Source organism: Dactylosporangium sp. NPDC006015 (genome assembly GCF_040614215.1).
In the GTDB taxonomy this organism is placed as follows: domain Bacteria; phylum Actinomycetota; class Actinomycetes; order Mycobacteriales; family Micromonosporaceae; genus Dactylosporangium; species Dactylosporangium maewongense.
The window spans coordinates 1-22,178 of sequence record NZ_JBEXUD010000042.1; the positions used below are offsets into that span (position 1 = coordinate 1).

Here is a 22,178-nt window from a genome sequence, read left to right on the forward strand (position 1 = left end):
CAGCGGCGGCCGCCGGAGTGATGGCGGCAGCGGTGGACCTGTTCGGGTCGGTGGCGGTGGCGGCGTTGCTGGCGGGAAGTAGCGGTGCTGGCCGGGCCCGGGAGGCCGACCCGACCGGCCGGTATGCGATGGCCGCCGTCGTCGACGACACCAGCCGCCCCCGGATCCTCGCCGTGGACGCGTCCCGGCTCGCCGCCGTCGCCCGGTGGCGCACCGCGTATGGTCCGCTGCCGGCGCTCGCCGCACCGCCCGCCGGCTCCCCCGTGGCCGTGACCGCCGGACCGCTCGTCCTGCGCGCCCGCAACACCGGGGAGCGGCCGGCGGCGCTGGCCGTGCACCTCCAGGACACCGCGACCGGGGCACTGGGCACGGTCACGTTCGAGCCCGTCCCGGCTGGCGAGCACGAGGTCACCGCCGCCGTCGAAGGCTGCGCCGGGGGTTGCCGCGTCACCCGCCTCGACCTGGTCCGCGCGGCCGCCGGCGACGCGCTCACCGTCGAGGCGCTGCGGCAGGCGGACCGGGCCGTGTTCGACAGCGCCGCGCTCGGCGACCCCAGGCTGTGGCGGGCGGCGGCGAAGGGACCCGCGATGTCCGTCGTCGCCCGGCAGGGCACCCTGACGCTCGCGCAGGCACCGGCGCCGTACCGGGGCGACAGCAGCGCCTACCCGATCGCCGCCGGCCTGCCGCTGCCCGTCGTCGTCGCCGGCGAGGCACCCGAGGCGTGGCGGCTCGGCGACCCGGCCGTCGAAGTGTTCAGCAGCGGCGCCGTCCCGGTCCGCGTCGCCGGCACCACCGGCGTCCTGCCCGCCGTCGGCACCGCCGGCATCCTGCTCGACCTCGACGCCGCCCAGCGGCTCGGCACCGGCGGCACCGGCGGCCGCACCGAGGTGTGGCTCACCGCCGGCGCGCCCGCGTCGGTCGTCGCCGCCCTCACCACCGCCGGCCTCGTCGTCCTCGCCGACGACACCGTCACCGCCCGCGCCGACCGGCTGGTCGGCCAGGGCCCCGCCGTCGCCGCCCGGCTGCAGCTGGTCACCGCCGCGCTCGGCCTCCTCGCCGCCGCGACCGCGCTCGCCGTCGCGGTCGCCGTCGAACGGCGCCGGCGCCTCACCGAGCTGCGCGCCCTGCGCCGGCAGGGCCTGCCCGCCGGCATCGCCGTCACCGCCGGCCGCGCGGGCTACGCCGCCGTCCTCGTCCTCGGCGCCGCCACCGGCCTGCTCGCCGCCGTCGCCGCCCGGCTCGCCACCGGCCCGCCCCGCCGCCCGTTCGTCGACGACTGGCAGGTCATGCCGGCGCCTTCCGCCCTGCCGCCGCCGGCCCTGGCCGCCGCCGCGGCGGTCGCCCTGTGCGTCCTCGGCCTGTCCTGGTGGCTGACCGCACTCCCGCTCACCCGCCACCTCAACGCCCCCGACACCGCCGATGGCCCGTCCCGATGACACCACCGTCGCGACCCGCCCCGCCCACCCGCCGTGTGCAACCGCCGCTTTTCGCGCTGCCGCCGCTTTTCGCGCTGCCGCCGCTTTTCGCGCTGCCGCTGCTTTTCGCGCTGCCGGCGGCCCTCCCGCTGCCAGTGGCCTTCGCGCTGCCGGTGGCTCTCCCGTTGCCTGCGGTCCCCGCGTTGCCGGCGATGTTCCAGCCTGTCGCCGGCGTGCGACCAGGCGTCGGGTCGGTGGGCCGGCCTTTCGTGCCGGTGCTGTCGGCGGCCGTCGCGGACGCGGTGGTGGCTTCGGCGGGTGTGGTCGACGCGGTTCGGCGGCCGTTGGGGCTGCGGGTCGTTCCGGGGTTCGGTGTTCGCCGAGGTCGATCGGGGTTCGCCGCGATGAGGCCGTCGTTGCTGGGCATGTCGTCTGCTCACGTCGGGCAGCCCATGGCCCTCAAACTGCCGGCGGCCCTTGCGTTGCGGGCGGCCCTTGCGTTGCGCGCAGTCCTTGCGTTGCCGGTGGTCGTCGCGTTGCCGGCGGCTGTCGGGCTATCGGTGGTGCTCGCACTGTCGTTGATGTCCGAGGCTGCTGTCGCCGTGTGGCTGGGGATCCGGGCGATGGGCCGGTCGTCCAGCGAAGGATGGACGGTCTTGCCCGCGGCGGTCGTCGGTGCCGTGGCGGTCGCGGTGGTGGTGTTCGGCGGATTCCGGTGGCTGCCCGCGCTGGTCGTTCGCCGGGCCGGTGCCTGCCAGGCCCGCCAGGGTGGGTCGCGATGACGCCGTCGGCGAAGGCCGGGATGGGCAGTCCTGGCCAGGGAGTTGTCGTCCCGTTGCCGGCGACGTTCGCCGCCTCTGGCGTTACCAGGCAGGTGGGCTGGTCGGTGGCGGGGTTGCCGGTCGGTCGTCGGGTTGATGCGTGGCACGTTGATCGGGGTTGGTCGCGATGATGTCGTTGTTGCTTGGCATGTTGCGTGCCCGTCGGGGGCAGGCGGTCACGCTCGCGCTGCTGGCGATGTTCGCGGTCGCGGCGGCCGTTGCCGCGCCCTCCTACCTCCAGGCGGTCGACCGTGCCGTGGTGGCCGGGCAGGTGGCCACGGCCAGCCCCGCCGAGCTGTCGCTGACGGTCCAGGCCACCGTCAACGAGCAGCGGGAGCCCGGCGGGGTCTCGTTCGCGGACGTCGGTGGGGCGCTGGTCGCGGTGCCCGGGTTCACCCAGGTGTACGCCGAGGAGTTCGCCGCCATCGGGATCGAACCGGACCCTCGGGTGGCGTCGCGGCTGCTGTACCGGCAGGGTGCCTGCGCCCACCTGACGATCGTCACCGGCCGGTGCCTCGCCGCGGCCGGTGAGGTCGTCGTGGGGGAGCAGACCGCCCAGCGGCTGCACCTCGCCGCCGGTGACCTGATCACCCTCACGTACGCGGTGATCAGCACCGACCCGACCCGGCCCATCTACGTCGCGGACGGCGACGCCACGCCGCTGACCGTCGCCGGGACGTACCGCACGCCCGAGCCCGACGGGCAGTACTGGGGCGCCCACGGGTACTTCCGGCTCGACCACACCGCCCGCCCCGGCGAGCCGGTCTTCACCGGAGCCGAGACGATCCGCACCATGTCGCACGGGCCCAGCGACGTCTCCATCGACGCGACCGCCATCCCCGGCACGATCACCGAGGCGAGGCTGCCCGCCCTGCGCCGCGACCTCGCCGGGCTCGACGCCCGCGGGGAGAACCTCGGCCGGGCGCTCACCCTCACCACCGCGATCCCGCAGCTGCTCGACCGGATCGACCGCAGCCGCGACCTCGCCCGCCGCAGCATTCCCGTCGGTGCGGCGCCGCTGCTGCTGCTCGCGTACGCCGTCATCTTCATCGCCGCCGGGTACGGCACCGAAGGCCGGCGACCCGAGCTCGCCGTCATCGCGCTGCGCGGCGCCCGCTGGTGGACGCGGTGGTGGCTGACCAGCGGTGAGAGCCTTGCCGCGCTCCTCGCCGGTGGGGTCGCCGGTTGCGTCGCCGGGCAGCTGCTCGTCGCCGCCGTCGTCGCGTGGCGGTTCCCCGGCGTCGACCCGCCGGTCCTCGGGCTCGACGCGCTGCGGTGGGCGCCGTGGGCGCTGCTCGGCGCGGTCGTGGCGATGCTGGCCGCCCAGCGCCGGCACCTCGTCAGCGGCGTCGCGGACCTGATGCGGCGGGTCCGGGCGCAGCTGACCGGGTGGCGGCTCGTCACCGCCGAGATCGTCGTCGGGCTGCTCGCCGTGACCGCCACCGCGCAGCTGTTCCTCACCGGCGGCTCGCTGTCCGGGGTCGCCCTCGCCGCGCCCGCGCTCGTGATCATCGCGCTGGCGGTCGGTGCCGCCCGTGGCGTCGTCCCGCTCGCACGGGTCGCCGGTGACCGGGCGTTGCGCAGGGGCCGGCTCGGTGCCGCGCTCGCCGCGTTTCAGCTGGCTCGCCGCCCGGGCGCGCAGCGGCTGCTCCTGCTGCTCGTCGCGGCCGTCGGCGTGCTCGGCTACGCGGTCACCGCCGCCGACGTCGCCGCCCGCGACCGGGACCTCGCCGCGCAGATCGGCACCGGCGCGCCCCGCGTGCTCAGCGTCGCCCCGCTCACCCGCCAGCAGCTGCTGCACGCCGTCCGCGCCGCGGACCCGGCCGGTGACTACGCGATGGCCGTCGCCGAGCTGCCCGCCGGCGGCCCCGGGGAGGCACCGAAGCTCGCCGTCGACGCGACCCGCCTCGCGACCGTCGCCACCTGGCGCGACGAGTACGGCGACCTCGACGCGGCCGGCGCCGGCCGGCTGCTGCGGCCCGCCGCCCCGGCACCCGTCGTCGTCGCCGGGCAGGACGTGTCCGTCGACGTCACCGTCAAGGGCGCCGACGCGGCGAAACCGGTCGGCTTCAGCGTCGTGCTGTCGTCGGTCACCGGCCGCGGCACCGCCGTCGTCGGCTTCGGGGTGCTGCACGACGGCCCGTACACCTTCCAGCAGCGCTCGGCCGTCTGCGTCGACGGGTGCCGGGTCGCGGGCCTGCACCTCACCCCCGACACGACCGCCACCGGCGTGAAGCTCACCGTCGTGCTCCGCGCCATCGGCAGCATCAACCCGGTCGACGTCGCCGCGGGCCGGGCCGACCTCGCCGACCCGTCCCGCTGGCGCTCCGACGGTGCCACGCTCACCGCCGCGCCCGACGGGCTCCGGGTCACCCTCGACGCGCCCGAAGGCCTGCCGCACGGCGCCTGGGTGCAGGCCGCCGACGTCCCCGCGCCGCTGCCCGTGGTGACGACCGCCGCCCTGCCCGACGGCACCGGCGTCGCGGGCCTCGACGGCCTGCCCGTCCCGGTGCGTGCCGCCGCCCGCCTCACCGCCGTGCCGCGGCTGGGCACGCGGGGGACGCTGGTCGACCTCGAGTACGCGGACCGCGCCGCCACCGACGCCGGCGAGGCGAAACGCCCCGAGGTGTGGCTCGGCGCCGCCGCCCCGCCCGACGCCGTCGCCCGGCTCACCGCCCAGGGGCTCGTCGTCACCGGCGACAACGGCGTCTCCGCGGCCCAGGCGCGGCTCGCCGCGCAGGGTCCCGCGCTCGCCGTCTGGTTCCACGTGCTGGCCGGCATCCTGGCCGTCGTCCTCGGCGCCGGTGGCCTCGCCCTCGTCATCGCCGTCGACCGCCGCGAACGCCTCGCCGACCTCGCCGCCCTGCGCGCCCAGGGCCTGAGCCGGAGGGCGGCCGCGCGGACCCAGCTGTGGACGTACCCGGTGCTGGTCGCCACCTCCGGCGTCCTCGGCCTGGCCACCGCCCTCATCGCGTGGCGGCTGACGGGCTGGGCGCTGCCCGTGTTCGGGGAGGACATGCCGGGCTTACCCCTGCCGCACTGGCCGGGCCTCGTCCTCGTCCCGTCGACGTGGCTGCTCGCGGTGGCGCTGCTGACGACGGTCGCCGTCACCGCCGCCCGCCCCCGGCCCGCCGCACCCACGGTCGCCGCGTCCCGCCCCTGACCGCCCTCTGCGCGGTCCGGGCCGCCCCGCCCGCAGCCGCGTGCGTCGCCGGCTTGTCCGCGTCATGGGATGGAGCGTGCTGCCAGGACGGGCCGCGGTGGCTGGTGTGTCGGTTGCTGGTCGCGCGCGTCGCAGGGTGGTCCGGTCCGCATTGTTGAGGCGGAGTGCGGTGCCAGGGCGGGTTGCCGTGGCGGGTTGCCGGATGGTCCGCGCTGTGGGGTGGAGCGTGGTGGTGGGCGGGTTGCCGCGGCCGGTGTGTTGGTTGATGGTCGCGCGCTTCGTCGGATGTGGTGGTATCGCTGGTCGCTGGTCGCTGGTCGCTGGTCGCTGGTCGCCGAGTGCTGGGTGCCGATCGCTTGCGTCGCCGGGTGGTCCGCATTGTGGGGTGGAGTGTGGTGTCAGGCGGGCTGCTATGGGTGGTTGCTGATCGCTGGCGTCGCCGGGTGGTCCGTGTTGTGGGGTGAGGTGCCAGGGGCGGTTGTCGTGGCCAGGTGTGTCGGTGGTGGTCGCGTGCATTGATGGGCCGCCGTGCCGGGGCGGGTTGGTGGCGCGGCGGCGTATCGGCGAAGATCCCTGCATGCGGAGTCGGGTGGGCATCCTGCTGGCGGTCGTGTCCGGCCTGTTCTCGGTCCTCCTCGCCGTCGCCGTCAACGTGGCGACCGGTGGCACCCTGCCGGCACCGATCGACGCGGTGGCCTGGCTGGCGTGGCCGGCCGTCGGGGTGCTCGGGGTCGCCGGGGCGGGTCTGGCGTTCTGGCAGCAGTCGGCCCAGACGCCGCCGCCACCGCCGTTGCCGGCGCCCGAGCCGCCGCCGGTCCCGGTGCCCGACCCGGTTCCGGCCGAGCTGCCCGCGGCGACCCCGCTCTTCGGGCGTGACGCCGAGGTCGCCGAGATCGTGCGGGTCCTGAGCGGCGGGTCGGCGGTCGTGACGCTCGCCGCCGCGCCGGGCACCGGCAAGACGTCGCTGGCGCTCGGGGCCGCGCACGCGCTGCGGCCGAGCTTCCCGGACGGGCAGCTGTTCGCGACGCTGCGCGGTGCGTCGGCGGAGCCGGTCGCGCCCGAGGCGGTCCTCGGCCGGTTCCTGGCCGCGCTCGGCGTGCCCGAGGACGAGCGGCGCGGCGGGGTGGAGGAGCTCGCCGCGCGGTTCCGGTCCGCGGTGGCCGACCGGGGGGTGCTGGTCCTGCTCGACGACGCCCGCGACTCCGCCCACGTCGCCGCGCTCCTGCCCGGCGGTGCGCGGTGCGCGACCATCGTCACCAGCCGGCGGCAGCTGACCGGGGTCGCCAACGCGCACTCGGTGCCCCTTGCCGCGCTGCCCGAGGACGCGGCGATCGAGCTGCTCGCACGGGTCGCCGGCGCCGACACCGTCCACAGCGACCCCGACGGCGCGCGGGCCCTCGTCGAGGCGTGCGCCGGGCTGCCCCTCGCGGTCCTCATCGTCGCCGGCCGGCTCCGGGCACGTCCACAGTGGACGCCGTCGGCGCTGGCCGAGCGGCTCGCCGGGGAGCACCGCCGGCTCGACGAGCTCCGCCAGGGCGACCTCGCCGTCCGGTCGACGTTCCAGGCCGCGTACGCCGAACTGTCCGAAGTGGACCGTCTGGTGTTCCGCCGGGCCGGATCGCACCCGGGGCAGGTGTTCACCCTCGAGGCGGCGGCCGCCCGGGCGGGTGTCGACGTGCCGCGGGCGGAGGCGTCGCTGGACCGGCTCGTCGACGCGTTCCTCGTCGAGTCGCCCGGACCCGAACGGTTTCACCTGCACGACCTGCTGCGCCTGTTCGCCACCGAGACCCTGACCGGCGACGAGCACGCGGACGCGTCGGAGCGGCTGCTGCGGTGGCTGGCGACCGGCCGGTCCGCGACGGACAGCGCGAGCCTCCCCGCGGTCCTCGCCGAGGGGGTCGGCACCGGCCGGCACGGCGCCGTCAGTGCGCTGGTCGACGTCGTACACCAGGAGATCATCGACCCGTTCGACCGGCTCGCCGTGTGGACCGCCGCCGCGGACGCCGCCGGTGACCCGGTGGCCCGGGCCCGGGCGCTGCGCGGGGTGTCGCACGCGTGGGCGACCGCGGGAGAGGTGCAGCGGGCGCTGCCACCCGCCGACGAAGCCCTGGCACTGGCCGCCGGCGACCAGCGGGAGACCGCACAGGCCTTCCGCCGGCGCGGCGAGGCGCTGCGCGACCTGCACCGCTTCGCCGAGTCGGAGGCGGCGCTGCTGCAGTCCCTGGACCTGTTCGTCGAGCTGGGCCGCGTCGAGGATGAGGTCGAGGTGCGAACGGCGCTCGGCACCCTGTACAACAACTTCCGCCGCCACGACCTGAGCCTGCCGATGATGGAACGCGCCCGCGAACTGCTTCCCCCGGGTGAGTCGGTCCAGGGCGGCTGGGTGCGGCTGGCGCTCGGCCTCGCCTACCGGTTCGCCGGGCGCCGCGAGGAGGCCGACGCGATCACCGCCGAGGTCCCCGGCATCGCCACCCGCGCCGGCGACGACTACCTCCTGGCGTACTACCACCAGGAGGTCGCGTGGGCCGCCGAGCAGAACGACCGCCTGGACGACGCCGAACGCCACTTCGAGCAGATGCGCGTCCTCGCCGAGCGCGTCGGCAACGGTGCCGCGGTCGCGGGAGCGCTGCAGGGCCTCGCCCAGGTCGCCGAGCGACGCGACCAGCTCGACACCGCCGTCTCCCGATACCGGGAGAGCGCCGACCGGTACCACCGCCTCGGCGACCGGATCCGCGAGGGCGAGGCGCGGCTCAGGGCCGCCGCCGTCCTCAACGCGCAGGGCCTGGTCGACGACGCCGTCCGCGAACGCGCCACCGCCGACGCCCTGATCGGCGACATCGACTTCCCGTGGGGCGAGGGCCTGCTGTCCCGCCTGCCATGACCGGTTCTCAGCCGCCCGTGTGCCGTGCGACGGCGAACGGCGCCGCCGCCCGCGAGGGCGCTCAGCCGTCCGTGTGCTGTGTGACGGCGAACGGCGCCGCGCCAGCGAGGGCGACCGCCGCCCGGAACCCGTCCGGAGCGACGAGGTCCGCGATCCGGAACGGCCCGTCGTGGTCGACCACCACCGGGGCGGGCCCGGCGACCGGCGTGGCCAGTCCCCGGGTCAGCCGCGCGCCGGCCGCCTTGACGAGGGACTCCTTGCGGGCCCACAGCTCGGCGAAGCGTTCGTGCCCGTCGGCGCCCGTCACCAGGGCGGCCTCCGCGGGCGGGTAGAAGCGCCGGGCCATCGCGGCGCAGTCGAGGGCCGGCACGACCCGCTGCAGGTCGACCCCGACGGGGCGGTGCGGCGACACGGCGACCATGACGAGGTCGCCGGAGTGCGACAGGTTGACCTCGACGCCGGTGTACGGGCCACTCAGCGACGGCTTGCCGTTGGGGTTGTGGGACCAGCGCAGCTCGGACGGCGGGGCGTCCAGGACCGCGCCGACGAGACGACGGGTGACGGCGTGCGCGACGATGAACCGGCGGCGGTCGATGGCGTGCACGATCGACGCGTGGCGGCGCCGCTCGTCGGGGTCGAGCAGCGCGAGCATGGCCGGCAGCGCCGACTCCGGCACCCGCGCGTCGGCCAGCCAGACGTCGACGGCGTCCACGATCGGGGCGGGTCAGACCGAGGCGAGGAAGTCGGCGAAGCGCCGTACACCCTCGTCGACCTGCGCCGGTTCGAGGGCGCTGCACGACAGCCGGATCGCGTGGCTGCCGCCGTCGCCCAGGTAGAAGAAGCGCATCGGGGTCCACAGCACGCCGTGCTCGCGGGCCGAGACCTCCAGCAGTTCCTCGGAGGCGTCCACCGGCACGTCGACGACGACGAAGAAGCCGCCGCTCGGGCTGTTCCAGCGCACGGGCCCACCGCTGAAGTGCCGCTCCAGCGCGGCGAGGAGGGTCCGCAGGTTCTGCCGGTAGAACTGGATCTTCGCCTGGTTGGCGCCGCGGAGGCTGAAGCCGCTGTCCAGCAGCATGCCGCCGACGACGGCCTGGGAGAGGGCGGAGGTGTTGACGGTGAGCATGCTCTTCACCGTCGACAGCTCCTCGGCGAGGACGGTGCGGCGCCCGGCGGCGTCGACGACCGGCTGATCCGCGACGAGGAACCCGACCCGCACGCCCGGGAAGTACGACTTGGCGAACGAGCCGAGGTAGATGACCCGCTGGTCGGTGTCCAGCGACTTCAGCGTGGGCCGGGGCTCGTCGTCGAGGCCGAAGAGACCGTACGGGTCGTCCTCCAGGATCAGCAGGTCGGCCTCGGCGGCGACGTCGAGCAGCGCCCGGCGGGTCGCCACCGGCAGCGACACACCCGACGGGTTGGCGAAGTTCGGCACCAGGTACAGGGCCTTCGGGGTGCGGCCGCCGGCCCGTACCGCCGCGGCGACCTCACGGACCGTCGACGGTCGCAGCCCGTCGGGCGACTCCGGCACCGGCACCACGTCGATGCCGAGGATCCGGGCGGCGCCGGTGAAGCCGACGTAGCAGGGCTCGGCGGCGAGCACGACGTCGCCGGGGCCCGCGCACAGGCCGCGCAGCGCGATGACCATCGCCTCCTGGCAGCCGGCGGTCACCATGACGGCCTCGTCCGGGACCCGGATGTCCTCGTCGACGTCGAGCATGCGGGCGATGAGACCGCCGATGTGGCCGTTGGTCCGCCCGTACATGGTGAGCAGCACCCTGCTCTGCGCGTCGCTGATGCCGCTCTCGCGCAGGTGCGTCAGGTACGCCTGCAGGTGCTTGTCGACGTCGGCGGCGGAGTGGAACTCGTCGAACGGGCGGCCCGCGGCGAGCGAGATCGCGTCGGGGAACCGGCCGGCGACCTCGTTGAGGAAGTTCATCGAGGTGGACACCGGGTCGGAGACCGACACGTGCAACGCCTCGCGGGACAGCTCCACCATCTACAGTTCGCCTCCAGGTCGGGCCCGCAGCACCGACCGGTCCAGGTCGGCGAGGCGCGGGCGGCCGGCGAGCGCCATCGCGTGCGCCAGCTCATCGGTCGTCGTGCGCAGCAGTCCTTCGACCCCGTCGGCGCCGCCGGCCGCGAGCCCCCACAGCGGCGGCCGGCCGAGCAGCACCATGCGGGCGCCGAGCGCGAGCGCGACGAGCGCGTCGGTGCCGCGGCGGACCCCGCCGTCGAACAGCACCGGGATCGCGCCGGCGACCGCGTCGACGACCTCGGGCAGCGCCTCGAGGCTGGCGACGGCGCCGTCGAGCTGGCGGCCGCCGTGGTTGGACACCACGACCCCGTCCGCGCCGTGCTCGACGGCCAGGGCCGCGTCCTCCGCGGTCAGGATGCCCTTGAGCACGATCGGCAGCCTGGTCTGCGACCGCAGCCAGGCCAGGTCGGCCCAGGTGACGGCGGCGTCGAAGGACTGGGCGGCGTGGTCGGCGATCGCGGAGTGGCCGACGTCGCTGTGGTGGGTGAGCGCCATGACCGCCGCGTCGATGTTGACGGCGGCGACGTCACCGCCGATCGCGAACCCGTTGCGCATGTCGCGCCAGCGCCGGCCGATGCGGGGCGCGTCGACGGTGAGCACCAGCGCCGTGTAGCCGGCGTCCTCGGCCCGCCGGATCAGGCCCGTCATCACCTCGCGGCGGCGGAACCAGTACAGGTGCAGCCACAGCCGACCGTCGGACGCCGCCGCGATGTCCTCGAGGGACCTGCTGGCGAAGACGCTCACCACGAACAGCGCGCCGACGGCGCTCGCACCCCGCGCGGTGGCGACCTCGCCCTCGGGGTTGACGAGCCGGTGATACGCCGTGGGCCCGACGCCGATCGGGGTCAGGTGGCCGGCGCCGAACAGCGACACGGCGGTGTCGACTGTGGACACGTCGGTCATGACCCGGGGCCGCAGCCGCGGCCGGTCGAACGCGCTGACGTTGGCGCGCAGGGTGCGCTCGGACTCGGCGCCGCCCTCGATGAAGTCCCACACGTCCGCGTCGACGAGCTCCCGGGCGAGGTGCTGATAGTCGGAGGCGGTCAACACCGGCCCGGTCTTCGATCGTGTCACCGGCGCTCCATAGGCGGTAGCCTATCGGAACCACGCCACGACCGACAGGAGCCGAAAGGCTTGCATGGGCACCGACAGCATGCTGACCGCCGAAGTATCCGACCCGTTCTGCCTCGCCGCCGGGGAGGCCACCGCGCTCCTCGCGGGGCACCCGTGGCACCGGTTCGCGATCCTCGGTGACAGCGTCGCGGAGGGCCTCATCGACCCCGTCGACGGCTACCATCCCCTCGCGTTCCCCGACCGGGTGCGGGCGGAGCTGCTGCACGAGCGCCCCGGCCTCGCGTCCCTGAACCTGGGCCGGCGCAACCTGCGCGCCGCCGAGGTCCTCGACACCCAGCTCGGCCCGGCGCTGGAGTTCCGGCCGGACCTGGCGCTGGTCATCTGCGGCGCCAACGACGCGATGCGCCCCGGCTACGAGTCGCGCGCCGACGCCGTCGACACGACGCTGACCGCGATCGTCCGCCCGCTGCAGGACGCCGGCGCCCAGGTCATGACCGTGTCGTTGTTCGTGATGCCGCAGTACCCGTCGATGCCGGCGTGGCTCGGCCCCGCGTTCTCCCGCAGGATGACGCTGCTCGGCCGCCGCACCGCCGCGCTCGCCGCGACGCTCGGCACCATCCACGTCGACCTCGCCACGCACCCGGCGATCGCCCTCGGTGAGGTCCTCACCGGCGCGGACGGGCTGCACGGCAACGGTCGCAGCCACGCCATCGCCGCGGCGGAGATGATCCGCCGCCTGTCCCGTGAGATCCAGGGAGCGTAGAGATGCCACTCGACCCGCAGCTGCAGGCGATGCGTGACCGGCGCGAGCGCGACGGCGCCACACCGCTGTACAAGATGACCCTCGAGGACGCGCGCGCCGACGACCTCGCGTCCATCAAGGCCGGCGGCGGCGACCCAGAGCCCGTCCACGAGGTCACCGACCACTGGATCGACGGGCCCGGCGGCCGGATGCAGGTCCGCGTGTACCGGCCGTCCGCCGACCGCCCGCTGCCCGTCCTGATGTACTTCTACGGCGGCGGCTGGGTCCTCGGCACGATCGACACCGCCGACGGGATCAGCCGCACCCTGGCCAACAGCGCCGGCTGCCTGGTCGTGGTCCCCGAATACCGGCTCGCGCCCGAGCACCCGTTCCCGGCGGCGATCGAGGACTGCTGGGCCGCCGTGCAGTGGGTCGCCGGCAACGCCGAGACGCTCGGCGCGGACCCGGCCCGGATCGCGGTCGGTGGCGACAGCGCCGGCGGCAACCTGGCCGCGGCGGCGACCCTCATCGCGCAGGAGGCCGGCGACCTCACCCTCGCCGGGCAGCTGCTCGTCTACCCGAACACCGACCAGCTCGCCGACGACGACTCCATGCGGGACAACGCCGACCCGTACCAGTTCAACCACCACTCCGTCGCCTGGTACCGCAAGCACTACCTCATCGACGCCGACGACGCCGAGAACCCGCTCGCGTCGCCGCTGCGGGCCGAGACACTGAAGGGCCTGCCGCCCGCGCTCGTCATCACCGCCGAGTTCGACCCCCTGCGCGACCAGGGCGAGCGCTACGCGAAGCGGCTCGCCGACGACGCGGTCCCCGTCACGCTCGCCCGCTACGACGGCATGTCCCACGGCTTCTTCACGATGGCCGGCGTCGTCGACGGCGCCCGCGTCGCGCTGGCCCAGGCCGCCGCGCAGCTGAGGGCGTGGTTCGGATCCTGACGACCCTGTCCCGCAACGTCACCGGCGTCTGGGGCGCCGAGGGCGAGCGCTGGCTCGCCGGCCTGCCCGCCCTGCTCGACGGCCTCGCCGCCGACTGGGACCTCGTCCTCGAAGCCCCCTACGACCTCACGTTCCATTACGTCGCGCCGGTACGGCAGGCCGACGGCACGCCCGCCGTCCTGAAGGTCGGCTTCGAGCTGGAGGTCGAGGCGGCCGCCCTGGGGGCGTTCGACGGCCGCGGCGCCGTCCGGCCGCTGCGGTTCGACGCGACCCGGGGCGCCATACTGCTGGAGCAGGTGACCCCCGGCCACCGCCTCCGCGACCTGGTCCCCGCCGACGACCCCGCGGCGATGGCCGTCCTCGCGGACCTGATGCGGCAGCTGCACGTCCCGCCGCCGGCGTCGCACGGCCTGCCGCCGGTGCTGTCGCAGGTGGGTGCCCTGGACCGGCACCGCGGCCCGGTCCCCGCCGACCTCGTCTCACAGGCCGCGGCCCTCATGCGCTCCCTGTGCGCGTCGGCGTCCCGGGAGGCGGTCCTGCACGGCGACCTGCACCACGACAACGTCCTCGCCGGCACCCGCGCCCCCTGGCTGGCGATCGACCCGCACGGCCTGGTCGGCGACCCCGGCTACGAGGTCGGCTCGATCCTGTTCAACCCGCACCCCGACGACCGCGACCCGGCCCTGACCGCCCTCGTCCCGGCCCGCCTGCGTCAGCTGTCGGCGGCGCTCGGCGAACCCGAGGACCGCCTGACCGCGTGGGGCTTCGTCAAGGCCGTCCTGTCCTCGGTCTGGACCGCCGACACGGGCGGCCAGTTGTCCCGAGCCCTCGACGTCGCCCACCTCCTGCGCCCCACCTGACCTGCGCTTTGGCCCGCAGGCTCAGCGGCTGGGTACAGTGCGTCATCGCCTGGTGACGACCTTAGAGATCAATTAGGTCGCCTCAGGTACGGTGGAGTGAAGCGGCCAGCCCGACACCAGGACCCGCCTATCGAGCCCTGTACGGGCCGACCCGACGACGCCTGCCCCGAACCTCAGCTGCCGCCAGCGTCCGCGCGTGTGACGCACCAACCCGCGGTCGCGCGTGTGCCACACCAATCCACGGTCGCGTCCGCGTGGCGCACCGGCCGTGCGTGTGTGGTGCGCGTGGTGCGACGACACGGTGCCGCGCTCCCACGTGGCGTGCGTCCCTGGCCGACAGCGGCCGTTGCCTGGGTGGCGGCTCGGGGTGCGGCCGGCGACGTTGCGCAAGTGGGAGCGCCGCACGCCTGGGTGGCCGCACGTCTGGGTGGCCGCACGTCTGGGTGGCCGCACGTCTGGGTGGCCGCACGTGGCGCAACGACGCTCGGGTGGCGTGCCGCCGGCATAACGGCACGTTGCCGCACGCTTGCGAGGCGCGTTGCCGGCCGGCAGCGGTAGCGCCTGGGTGGCGCACGTGCCGCGACCACATGGGGCTGTGCGCGTGCGGCGCAGCGCAAGCGTCGCGTACGCGCGGTGGAAGCACGATGTGGCCCGGGACGACGCGCCACATCGTTCGAGGCAGGACAGTCGCGGCGACCGGCGTCGCCGAATGGGCATGGTCAGGTTCTGGAGGTTCGCTGAAGGCCGGCGTGTCCGGCTGCGGCTGTGCATGCGCGGCGGGCGACGTCGGCCGTGGCAGCGCGCGGTCTCAGCCGAAGGCCACCGCGAACTGCCTCAGGCGGTAGGTGTCGCGCCCGTGTGACGCGAGACCGGCTGTCGCCGCGCCTGACCATGCCAATTCGGCGGCGTCGCCCGTGGCACGACCTGTCGTCGCGCCCGTGTGGCACGACACGGGGCCGCGGTCGCCGCCCGGTGCGCAGCAGCGCAGCCCTGGATGGGACGGGCGACGCTGGTGCGCAGTGTGGCTGCGGCCGTTGGCGGAGCGACCGGACGGGACTGGCGGCGGCGGGCCACGAAAGGCCGCGCTGGCCGAGCGCGACGATGCGCTGCCGTTGGCGGAGCGCGGCCGTTCGGGTGGCGAGCGGGCTCAGTCGGAGGTCGCTCTCCGAAGGCCGCCGCCGCGCACAGGTTCAGCCGAAAGGTCGCCGTGCAGGTTCAGCCGAAGGTCGCCGCGCACAGGTAGTGCAGGGTGGGGTCGTGGTCGGCGACCGCGATCCGGCCGGCCGTCGCCAGGTCGAGCCCCGCCAGGGCCTCCCACACGCCGGTCATCGGTTGGGCGGGGTCGGCGAGGACGACCCGGTCGGCCTTCACGTCGTCGGCGAGTGCCGCCAGACCGCCGCCGAGGATCACGGTCGTCGCGGACAGGCCGTCGAGCACGCTCAGCGAGGGCGCCGCGTCGGGCAGGGTGGTGACCGTCGTGAGCGGGGCGGGGGAGGCGGCCGACAGGTGCAGGGCGATGCCCGCGTGGGCGGCGGGCAGCGACAGCGGCACGCCGGGGTCGTAGGGCAGGTCGGCCTGCTCGACGGCGATGAGCAGCGCCCGGGGGTGGGTGGCGGCGTACGTCCGCATCAGCGACAGCGCGGTGAAGGCCGCCGCGCGGCCCTGGTCCGAGACGGCGAAGGACATCGGTTTGCCGGGGCACACGTGGGTCAGGTAGGTGCTGACGGCGCGGCCGGGGGAGACGTCCGGCACGTCGTAGGCGAGCACCAGCAGGTCGACCGGCGAGGACGGCAGCAGCTCGACGGCCATCTCGCCGTAGGACTGGGCGGACGACGAGTCGCGGGCCACGGTGAGGTCGTACGGGGCGAGCAGGTCGGTCAGGTACGTCGACAGCCGGGCGGCGTGCCCGGGGTCGGCGGCGAGCGCGGCCGGCGACGGGTACCGGCGCGACACCGCGCGCCGGAGACCCCAGCGGTCGTCGTGGAGAGCGGGCATGCTCACTCTTCCGGCAGCAGGTTTCCGGCGACGTAGTCGGCGAGGCTGCCGACCGTCTCGAAGTTGTCGCGACCCATGTCCTCGACGCTGATCTCGCGCTCCAGCTTGTCCTCCAGCTCGAGGACCAGCTCCAGGCCGGTGGTGGAGCTCATGCCCAGGTCGTCCATGAGCGTGGTGGTCTCCGACGCGCCGGTGACCTCCCGCTTCAGCACGCGGGGCAGCAGCTCGCAGATCGTGTCGACGACCTGCTGGCGCAGGTCCGGGTCGATGGTCGTGGTGTCGCTCATGACAAACCCCTTCAAGAAAGCCAGAACCTAGTGCGTGAAGACCATTGCGGAGAAGGTCGCGCCGCGGCCGGCGCCCGCGGCGGCGATGACGTAGTGGTCGCCGGGGCGCAGCAGCGAGCGCTGCACGGCGGTGCGGTGGTTGAGGAACGCGTCGGCGCAGAAGACGTGGCCGTAGTCGGCGACGTGGTCGAGCAGCACCTGGTCGAGCGGGTAGCCGATCCGCTTGCACACCCGCTGCCAGGCCACCACGTTCACGTTGTGCGGCAGGATCAGCGCGATGTCCGGCAGGGTCAGCCCCGCGCGCTCGACGGCGGACGTCACGGCGGCGCCCAGCGCGTCGTGGTAGATCCGCTGGAACTCGCCCGCGACCTCCTCCAGCTCGCCGTCGAACTCGCCGCGCAGGTCCGCCACGTAGGACAGCTGCCGGTCCCGAGGGCCGGCGGCGGAGACCAGGCAGGCCGCCGCCCCTTCGCCGAACATCGACGTCTCCGGCACGAACCGCGCCTCCCCGGTGAAGGCCTTCTCCCCGGTGAGGACGAGCGCGAGCGCGGACGGGTCGGCCGATGCGAGCAGCCGCCCGGCGAGGTCGACGGCGAGCAGCCCGGAGGCGCACGCGTGGTGCCCGACGGCGAAGGCGGTGGCGTGCTGGAGCCCGAACGTCCGGCACACCTCGTGCAGCGGGTTGAACGGGTAGGGCGCCACGCCGGGGAACGTCCGCGCGTAGAGCACGTACCGGATCCGCGCCGTCTGCTCGGTGGTGAGCCGCAGGTCGGCGACCGCCAGGCCGAGCAGCTCGGTGAGGGACAGGTCCGGCGCCTGCGCGGCGGAGCCGAGCTTGTGGTAGCGGCGGAACACCCGCAGCTGCATGGGCGTGAGCTCGAACTCGTCGGCGAGCGACTCGATCGGCACGCGGTCCGGGGGCACATAGGTGCCGATGGCGGCGAGAGCGGTCACGGCGTCTCCGTTCCGGCGAAGTTTTCCAGTGCCGTCAGCGCCTCTTGTACGGCGAGCGCCTCGACCGCCCGGGCGAGCGCCTCCACGCGGGCCGGCGGCGTCCGCCACGTGTCGGTGAACCAGGTGAGCTGGAACTCGCCGGGTGAGTCGTCGACGTCGATGCTCAGCGGGTCGTAGGGGTCGTCCTGCGCGACGGTCCAGGTGAACACGCCCGGTGCGGCGTCGCGGACCTGCTCGGCGGTGGGCACGGAGCCGGGGAACATCTGCCTGCTGATCGTCCGCCGGTCGTTGAACCAGACGCCCGCGTCGAGGTCGACGTCCAGGGAGGCGGACAGGGTCGCGGACACGGCAGCGACCGCCGCCGGGTCGTGGTAGGCCCACTTGTACGCCAGCATCGCCGCGATCCCGGTCCTGCGCATGGCCTCCTCGTAGGACAGCCCGGCGACGTCCGCGACGCAGATCCCGCGCTGCGCCACCATCGCCACGACGTCGCCGAGCCCGCGGCGGAACCGGTTGTCCACCATGGGCCGGATGATCGCGGGCCGCCCGTCACCGGTCTGGGCGGTGACGGCGAGCGCCAGGAACGTCATGAGGACCTGCGACGTGTCGATGTCGAAGACGACGGACACCGCGTGGGTCGCCCGGTACAGGGCCGTCGAGACGAACGTGCCCCGGTGGAACCGCGGCCCGGGCCGGGAGGCCGGCGGCGTCACCGGTGGCAGCTGCCGCAGCATCTTGTCCCAGTGCCGCAGCGCCTTCTCCGACTGCTTGCGCCCCTCCGGCGACGCCTGCCACTGCGCCTGCGCCAGCGGCTGCAGGCCGCTGGTAGGCCCGGGTGGGTCAGTGCGCAGGGCGGCGACCTCGCGGAGCATGAGCAGGCCGCCGAACCCGTCGGTGACCAGGTGGCAGGTGACCGTCGACAGGTAGGCGGGCACGCCGTCCACGCGCACGACCCCCATCCGCACCGGCCACTCCTCGACGAAGTCGTAGGGCCGCGCCCGGTACTGCGCGTCGACCGACGCCGTGAACGCGGCCGGGTCGGCGCCCGGCGGCACGTCGAACACGTCCAGCCCGATCGTGCCCCACCCGGCCACCGCCTGCAGCGGGGCGCCGTCGTCGGTGAAGCGCAGCCGGGTGCGGAACGTCGGGTACCGCCGCATCGCCCAGCGCAGGTCGTCGGCGAGGTCCTCGACGGTCGCCCCCTCGGCCACCGGGGCCCAGCCGCCGATGGGCAGCCAGGAGCGCTGGCGGACCATGTCCTGCCAGATCCCGAGCTGCCCCCACGACAGCGGACCGGTCCCGGCCCCCTCGCCGTCGAACCGCACCGGAATCCGGGTGGTCGCGACCAGCGGTGGGGCCGGCAGGAACGTGTCAGGCATTCGCCAACTCGGCGAGATGCCGCTGCCGCATCAGGAACTTGCGGACCTTGCCGGTGGGGCCGGTGACGATGTTCTCGTCGGGGAACACGACGACCTTCCGCAGCGTCGCCGCCGCGGCCGGGGTGAGCGCGGCGGTCACGGCGGCGGTGTGGTCGGCCGTCGGGTCGGCGCTCTCGTGCAGCGACAGCAGCACGTCGGACACGACGCCGGCGCCGGTCTTGAACGACACGATGGTGCAGTCGCGCACGTCGGGCACCGCGCGCAGGATCTGCTCCTCCGACATGGCGGTGTAGAGCCAGTTGCCGCCGCCGAGGTCGACGGAGTCGACGGCCCGGTCGACGTGGTAGTAGTAGCCCTCCGCGTCGCGGAACATCAGGTCGCCGGTGAGGTAGTAGCCGTTGAGCCGGTGCTTGTACGTGTTGGCGTGGTCGTTCCAGTAGCCGGGTGCGAGCGTCGGGGACTTGAGGCCGAAGTGGCCGACCTGCCCGACCGGCACCTCCTCGCCGGTCGTGGTGTCCAGCAGCGCCACGTCGGCGAAGACGTGCGGCACGCCGACGCACCGGCCGTAGCGCTCGGTGTCGGGGCTGTGGGTGATGTGGAACGCGGAGTGCCCCATCTCGGTCGAGCCGAGCCCGTCGACGAAGCTGGAGCCCTTGACCCGCTGGACGACCGGACGGCCCTCGGCGGAGCGGGTGACGGTGTTGTGGCTGCCGACGTTCACGAGGTTGCGGATGTGCGGCTCGTGCGCGCAGTCGCCGGTGTTGAACCACAGCGACACCGAGTCCATCTCGTGCTGGGTCAGGTCGAAGCGGGCGAGCTCCGACCAGGTGACCGCGAAGCCGAAGACGCCGGTCGGCTTCCACCGCTCGATCGCGTCCAGCACCGCGCCGCCGTCGCTCTGCTGCGACAGGAACAGCAGGTCCGACCGGTTGCTCAGGGCGTGGTTGATGGTCATGATGCCGGCCGCGTGCGGGGCTGGCAGGGCACTGAGGATCCGCTCGGTGCCCTGGGCCCTCGGGCCGCTCAGCCGGATCTTGCGGGTGGCGTGGAACAGGCTGGCGTGCGAGTGCACGACGGCGGTCGGCATGCGGGTGGTGCCGGAGGAATGGGTGATGGCGATCGGGTCGTCGGCGTGGTGCCGGAACGGCGCGGGCGCCTGCGCCGGGTCGCCGGTGCCGGTGTCGGCGGCGTCGATGACGGGGATGCCGACGTCGGCGCCGGCGAGCCGCTCGAGGTGGGCGGCGTCGGTGACGAGCGCGGTCGCGCGCAGTTTGGCGATGTACTGGACGGCGATGTCACCGGCGATGTTCGGGTTCATCAGCGCGGGGATCGCGCCGAGCCAGACCAGTCCCATCCAGTTGAGGAAGCAGTCGGCGCTGCTGGTCACGTAGATGGCGACGGGGTCGCGCCGGGTGATGCCGTTGGCCTGGAACCAGGCGGCCCTGGCCGCGGCGCGGTCGCGCAGCTCGCCGAGGGTGAGGCCCTGCCAGGCGGGGAAGCCGTCGACGTCGACGTCGAACGCGATGCCCGGCCCGTCCAGCGCCGCGCCGTGCTCGATGAGCTTGTGCAGCACGTTGCCGGCACCGACGTCGGGGTCGGCGGCGAGCGCCGCCCGGATGCTCGTGGACGCCATGGGTCTACTCCTCGGTCTGCGTGGGGAACGAAAGCTTCGCCACCTGCTCGACGGCGGTGCGGATCTGCGCGCGGGTCGGCTGCAGCGCCAGGTCCAGCTCCCGGGCGAACGGCAGCACCGCGCCGTCGGGTCGGGTGATCCGTTTCGGTGGCGCGATGAGGCGCATCTGTTCCGCGGCGGTCGCCAGGATCTCCCCGCCGATGCCGCAGGAGCGGTTGGAGTCGTCGACGACGACGAGCCGGCCGGTGCGCTCCAGCGACGCGGCGAGCCCGGCCCAGTCGAACGGGTGCAGCGTCCGCGGGTCGAACACCTCCACCGACACGGTCCCGGCGAGCTCCTCGGCGACGGCGAGCGCGTCGTGCACGAGGTGGCCGACCGCGACGACCGTCACGTCGTCGCCGGGGCGGTGGACGCGGCCGACGCCGAGCGGCACCGGCGCGAGGGTGGCGAAGTCGACGTCGTCGCGGACCCCGATTGCGCCGGCGGGGGCGAACATGATGACGGGGTCGTCGTCGCGGATCGCGGTCAGCAGCAGGCCGTAGGCGTCGGCGGGGGTCGCGGGCACGACCGTCTTCACGCCGACGTGGGCGAAGAGGCTGTACGGGTGGTCGGAGTGCTGCCCGGCCCAGCCGCCGCGGGAGCCGGAGCTCGGCAGCAGGTAGGTGACCGGGATGTTGATCTGCCCGCCGGTCATCAGCGAGAACTTGTGGGCCTGGTTGGCGATCTGCTCGAACGCGAGGAACAGCAGCGCCGGGATCTGGAACTCGATCACGGGGCGCTGGCCGGCCATCGCGGCGCCGGTCGCGAAGCTGGTGAACCCCTGCTCCGAGATCGGCATGTCGACGACCCGTTCGGGGCCGAACTTCTTGAGCAGGCCGGTGGTGACGTTGCTGACCGCGACGCCGACGTCCTCGCCGAACACGACCACGCTCGGGTCGGCGGCCATCTCGGTCGTCAGCGCCCGGTTCAGCGCCTTCAGGTACGACAGGTTCGGCATCAGGAGACCCCCGCCCTGGCCCGCAGGCCGTCCGCGTACAGGTGGTCGAGCGCGCCGGCCGGGTCCGGCAGCGGGCTGTCGACGGCGAACCGGACCGCCTCGTCGAGCAGCGCCTCGATCTCCGCGTCGATCCGGTCCCGGTCCGCTTCCGGGATGCGGGAGCCCTGCAGCGCCACCGGGTCGCGCTGGACACCGAGCGCGACCTCGTCGTCGGTGCGGTACCGCGGCCGCGCCGCGTGCTCCCAGGTGTGGTGGGCGTCGAATCGGTAGGCGACGCACTCGATGAACGAGGGGCCGCCGCCGGCGCGGGCCCGCTCGACGGCCTCGGTGGCCGCGGCGAGCACCGCCTCCGGGTCGCTGCCGTCCACTGTGGACGCCGGGATGCCGAACGCCTCGGCCCGGCCGGTGATCGAGCCGGCCACCGCCTGCTCGACCCGGGTGGTGGTGGCGAAGCCGTTGTTCTCGCAGACGAGCACCACCGGCACCTTCCACAGCGACGCGAGGTTCATCGTCTCCAGGACGACGCCCTGGCTGACCGCGCCGTCACCGAAGTAGGTGACGGCGACGAGGTCCTTGCCGGCCCGCCGCGCCGCCCACGCCGCGCCCGTCGCGATCGGCACGGCGGCGCCGACGATCGCGTTGGCGCCGAGGATGCCGAGGCCGAAGTCGGCGGCGTGCATGGAGCCGCCCCGGCCGGCGTTGAGGCCGGTCGCCCGGCCCGCCAGCTCGGCCAGGGTCCGGGCCGGGTCGGCGCCCTTGGCCAGGACGTGCCCGTGGCCGCGGTGCGTGCTGGTGATGACGTCGCCGGGGCGCAGCGCGGCGCAGGTGCCGGCCGCGATCGCCTCCTGCCCGATGTACGGGTGGATCCCTCCGACGATCGTGCCGTCCCGGACGAGCTCGATCGCGCGTTCCTCGAACCGTCGGATGAGGCGGACCGTCCGGTACAGCCCGGCGGCGTCAGTCACGTGGTACTCCTTCAG

The 22,178-nt window shown here is 74.7% G+C and carries 16 protein-coding genes and 1 pseudogene; 7 read left to right on the forward strand and 10 right to left on the reverse strand.

Going from position 1 to position 22,178, the window contains the following annotated elements:
* The 4 genes and pseudogenes from ABZ321_RS44745 to ABZ321_RS44760 form a co-directional block, all read left to right on the forward strand.
* Nucleotides 1-1,436 (forward strand): annotated as a pseudogene (locus ABZ321_RS44745) (ABC transporter permease); the annotation flags it as partial.
* 35 nt (nt 1,437-1,471) lie between these two features.
* Nucleotides 1,472-2,197 carry a hypothetical protein gene (locus ABZ321_RS44750; RefSeq protein WP_354902031.1) on the forward strand — a complete coding sequence of 242 codons (726 nt, stop codon included), beginning with the start codon at nt 1,472-1,474 and terminating at the stop codon, nt 2,195-2,197.
* A gap of 187 nt (nt 2,198-2,384) precedes the next feature.
* A complete protein-coding gene (locus ABZ321_RS44755; protein ID WP_354902033.1) occupies nt 2,385-5,399 on the forward strand; it encodes an FtsX-like permease family protein in 3,015 nt (1,004 codons plus the stop codon).
* Between the two features lie 577 nt (nt 5,400-5,976).
* Nucleotides 5,977-8,280, forward strand: a complete 2,304-nt coding sequence (locus ABZ321_RS44760) for an NB-ARC domain-containing protein (RefSeq protein ID WP_354902036.1) — start codon at nt 5,977-5,979, stop codon at nt 8,278-8,280.
* A gap of 61 nt (nt 8,281-8,341) precedes the next feature.
* Here the strand turns inward: ABZ321_RS44760 and ABZ321_RS44765 are convergent, their stop codons facing one another.
* Genes ABZ321_RS44765 through ABZ321_RS44775 form a run of 3 tightly spaced genes read right to left on the reverse strand, consistent with a single transcriptional unit; the run spans nt 8,342 to nt 11,392 of the window.
* Nucleotides 8,342-8,992 (reverse strand): 4'-phosphopantetheinyl transferase superfamily protein, encoded by a 651-nt coding sequence (locus ABZ321_RS44765; RefSeq protein WP_354902039.1) that lies wholly within the window; start codon nt 8,990-8,992, stop codon nt 8,342-8,344.
* A gap of 12 nt (nt 8,993-9,004) precedes the next feature.
* Nucleotides 9,005-10,279 carry a PLP-dependent aminotransferase family protein gene (locus ABZ321_RS44770; protein WP_354902041.1) on the reverse strand — a complete coding sequence of 425 codons (1,275 nt, stop codon included), beginning with the start codon at nt 10,277-10,279 and terminating at the stop codon, nt 9,005-9,007.
* Nucleotides 10,280-11,392, reverse strand: coding sequence for an alpha-hydroxy acid oxidase (locus tag ABZ321_RS44775; RefSeq protein WP_354902043.1), 1,113 nt, complete (start codon nt 11,390-11,392; stop codon nt 10,280-10,282). It abuts the gene before it with no gap.
* 64 nt (nt 11,393-11,456) lie between these two features.
* Between ABZ321_RS44775 and ABZ321_RS44780 the strand changes: the two genes are divergently transcribed.
* Genes ABZ321_RS44780 through ABZ321_RS44790 form a run of 3 tightly spaced genes read left to right on the forward strand, consistent with a single transcriptional unit; the run spans nt 11,457 to nt 13,953 of the window.
* Complete coding sequence (locus ABZ321_RS44780) at nt 11,457-12,155, forward strand: SGNH/GDSL hydrolase family protein (protein ID WP_344502410.1); 699 nt, start codon at nt 11,457-11,459, stop codon at nt 12,153-12,155.
* Between the two features lie 2 nt (nt 12,156-12,157).
* The gene (locus ABZ321_RS44785) at nt 12,158-13,093 is read left to right on the forward strand and encodes an alpha/beta hydrolase (protein ID WP_344502409.1); all 936 of its coding nucleotides are present in this window, start codon (nt 12,158-12,160) and stop codon (nt 13,091-13,093) included.
* Entirely contained in the window at nt 13,078-13,953 is an 876-nt protein-coding gene (locus ABZ321_RS44790; RefSeq protein WP_354902046.1) for an aminoglycoside phosphotransferase family protein, read from the forward strand. Before ABZ321_RS44785 ends, ABZ321_RS44790 begins: the two co-directional genes overlap by 16 nt.
* A 1,215-nt stretch (nt 13,954-15,168) precedes the next feature.
* Here ABZ321_RS44790 and ABZ321_RS44795 read toward each other — a convergent pair.
* Genes ABZ321_RS44795 through ABZ321_RS44825 form a run of 7 tightly spaced genes read right to left on the reverse strand, consistent with a single transcriptional unit; the run spans nt 15,169 to nt 22,163 of the window.
* Nucleotides 15,169-15,948: a 2-hydroxy-acid oxidase gene (locus ABZ321_RS44795; RefSeq protein WP_344502407.1), complete on the reverse strand. Its 780-nt coding sequence runs from the start codon at nt 15,946-15,948 to the stop codon at nt 15,169-15,171.
* 2 nt (nt 15,949-15,950) lie between these two features.
* Complete coding sequence (locus ABZ321_RS44800) at nt 15,951-16,235, reverse strand: acyl carrier protein (RefSeq protein ID WP_344502406.1); 285 nt, start codon at nt 16,233-16,235, stop codon at nt 15,951-15,953.
* Between the two features lie 27 nt (nt 16,236-16,262).
* On the reverse strand, nt 16,263-17,189 hold the full coding sequence (locus ABZ321_RS44805; RefSeq protein ID WP_354902048.1) for a 3-oxoacyl-[acyl-carrier-protein] synthase III C-terminal domain-containing protein: 927 nt from the start codon (nt 17,187-17,189) through the stop codon (nt 16,263-16,265).
* Complete coding sequence (locus tag ABZ321_RS44810; RefSeq protein ID WP_354902050.1) at nt 17,186-18,568, reverse strand: condensation domain-containing protein; 1,383 nt, start codon at nt 18,566-18,568, stop codon at nt 17,186-17,188. Before ABZ321_RS44810 ends, ABZ321_RS44805 begins: the two co-directional genes overlap by 4 nt.
* Nucleotides 18,561-20,201: a class I adenylate-forming enzyme family protein gene (locus tag ABZ321_RS44815; protein WP_354902052.1), complete on the reverse strand. Its 1,641-nt coding sequence runs from the start codon at nt 20,199-20,201 to the stop codon at nt 18,561-18,563. Before ABZ321_RS44815 ends, ABZ321_RS44810 begins: the two co-directional genes overlap by 8 nt.
* A 4-nt stretch (nt 20,202-20,205) precedes the next feature.
* Nucleotides 20,206-21,198 (reverse strand): transketolase C-terminal domain-containing protein, encoded by a 993-nt coding sequence (locus ABZ321_RS44820; protein WP_344502402.1) that lies wholly within the window; start codon nt 21,196-21,198, stop codon nt 20,206-20,208.
* Nucleotides 21,198-22,163, reverse strand: coding sequence for a thiamine pyrophosphate-dependent dehydrogenase E1 component subunit alpha (locus ABZ321_RS44825; protein WP_344502401.1), 966 nt, complete (start codon nt 22,161-22,163; stop codon nt 21,198-21,200). Before ABZ321_RS44825 ends, ABZ321_RS44820 begins: the two co-directional genes overlap by 1 nt.
* Nucleotides 22,164-22,178: the final 15 nt, after the last annotated feature.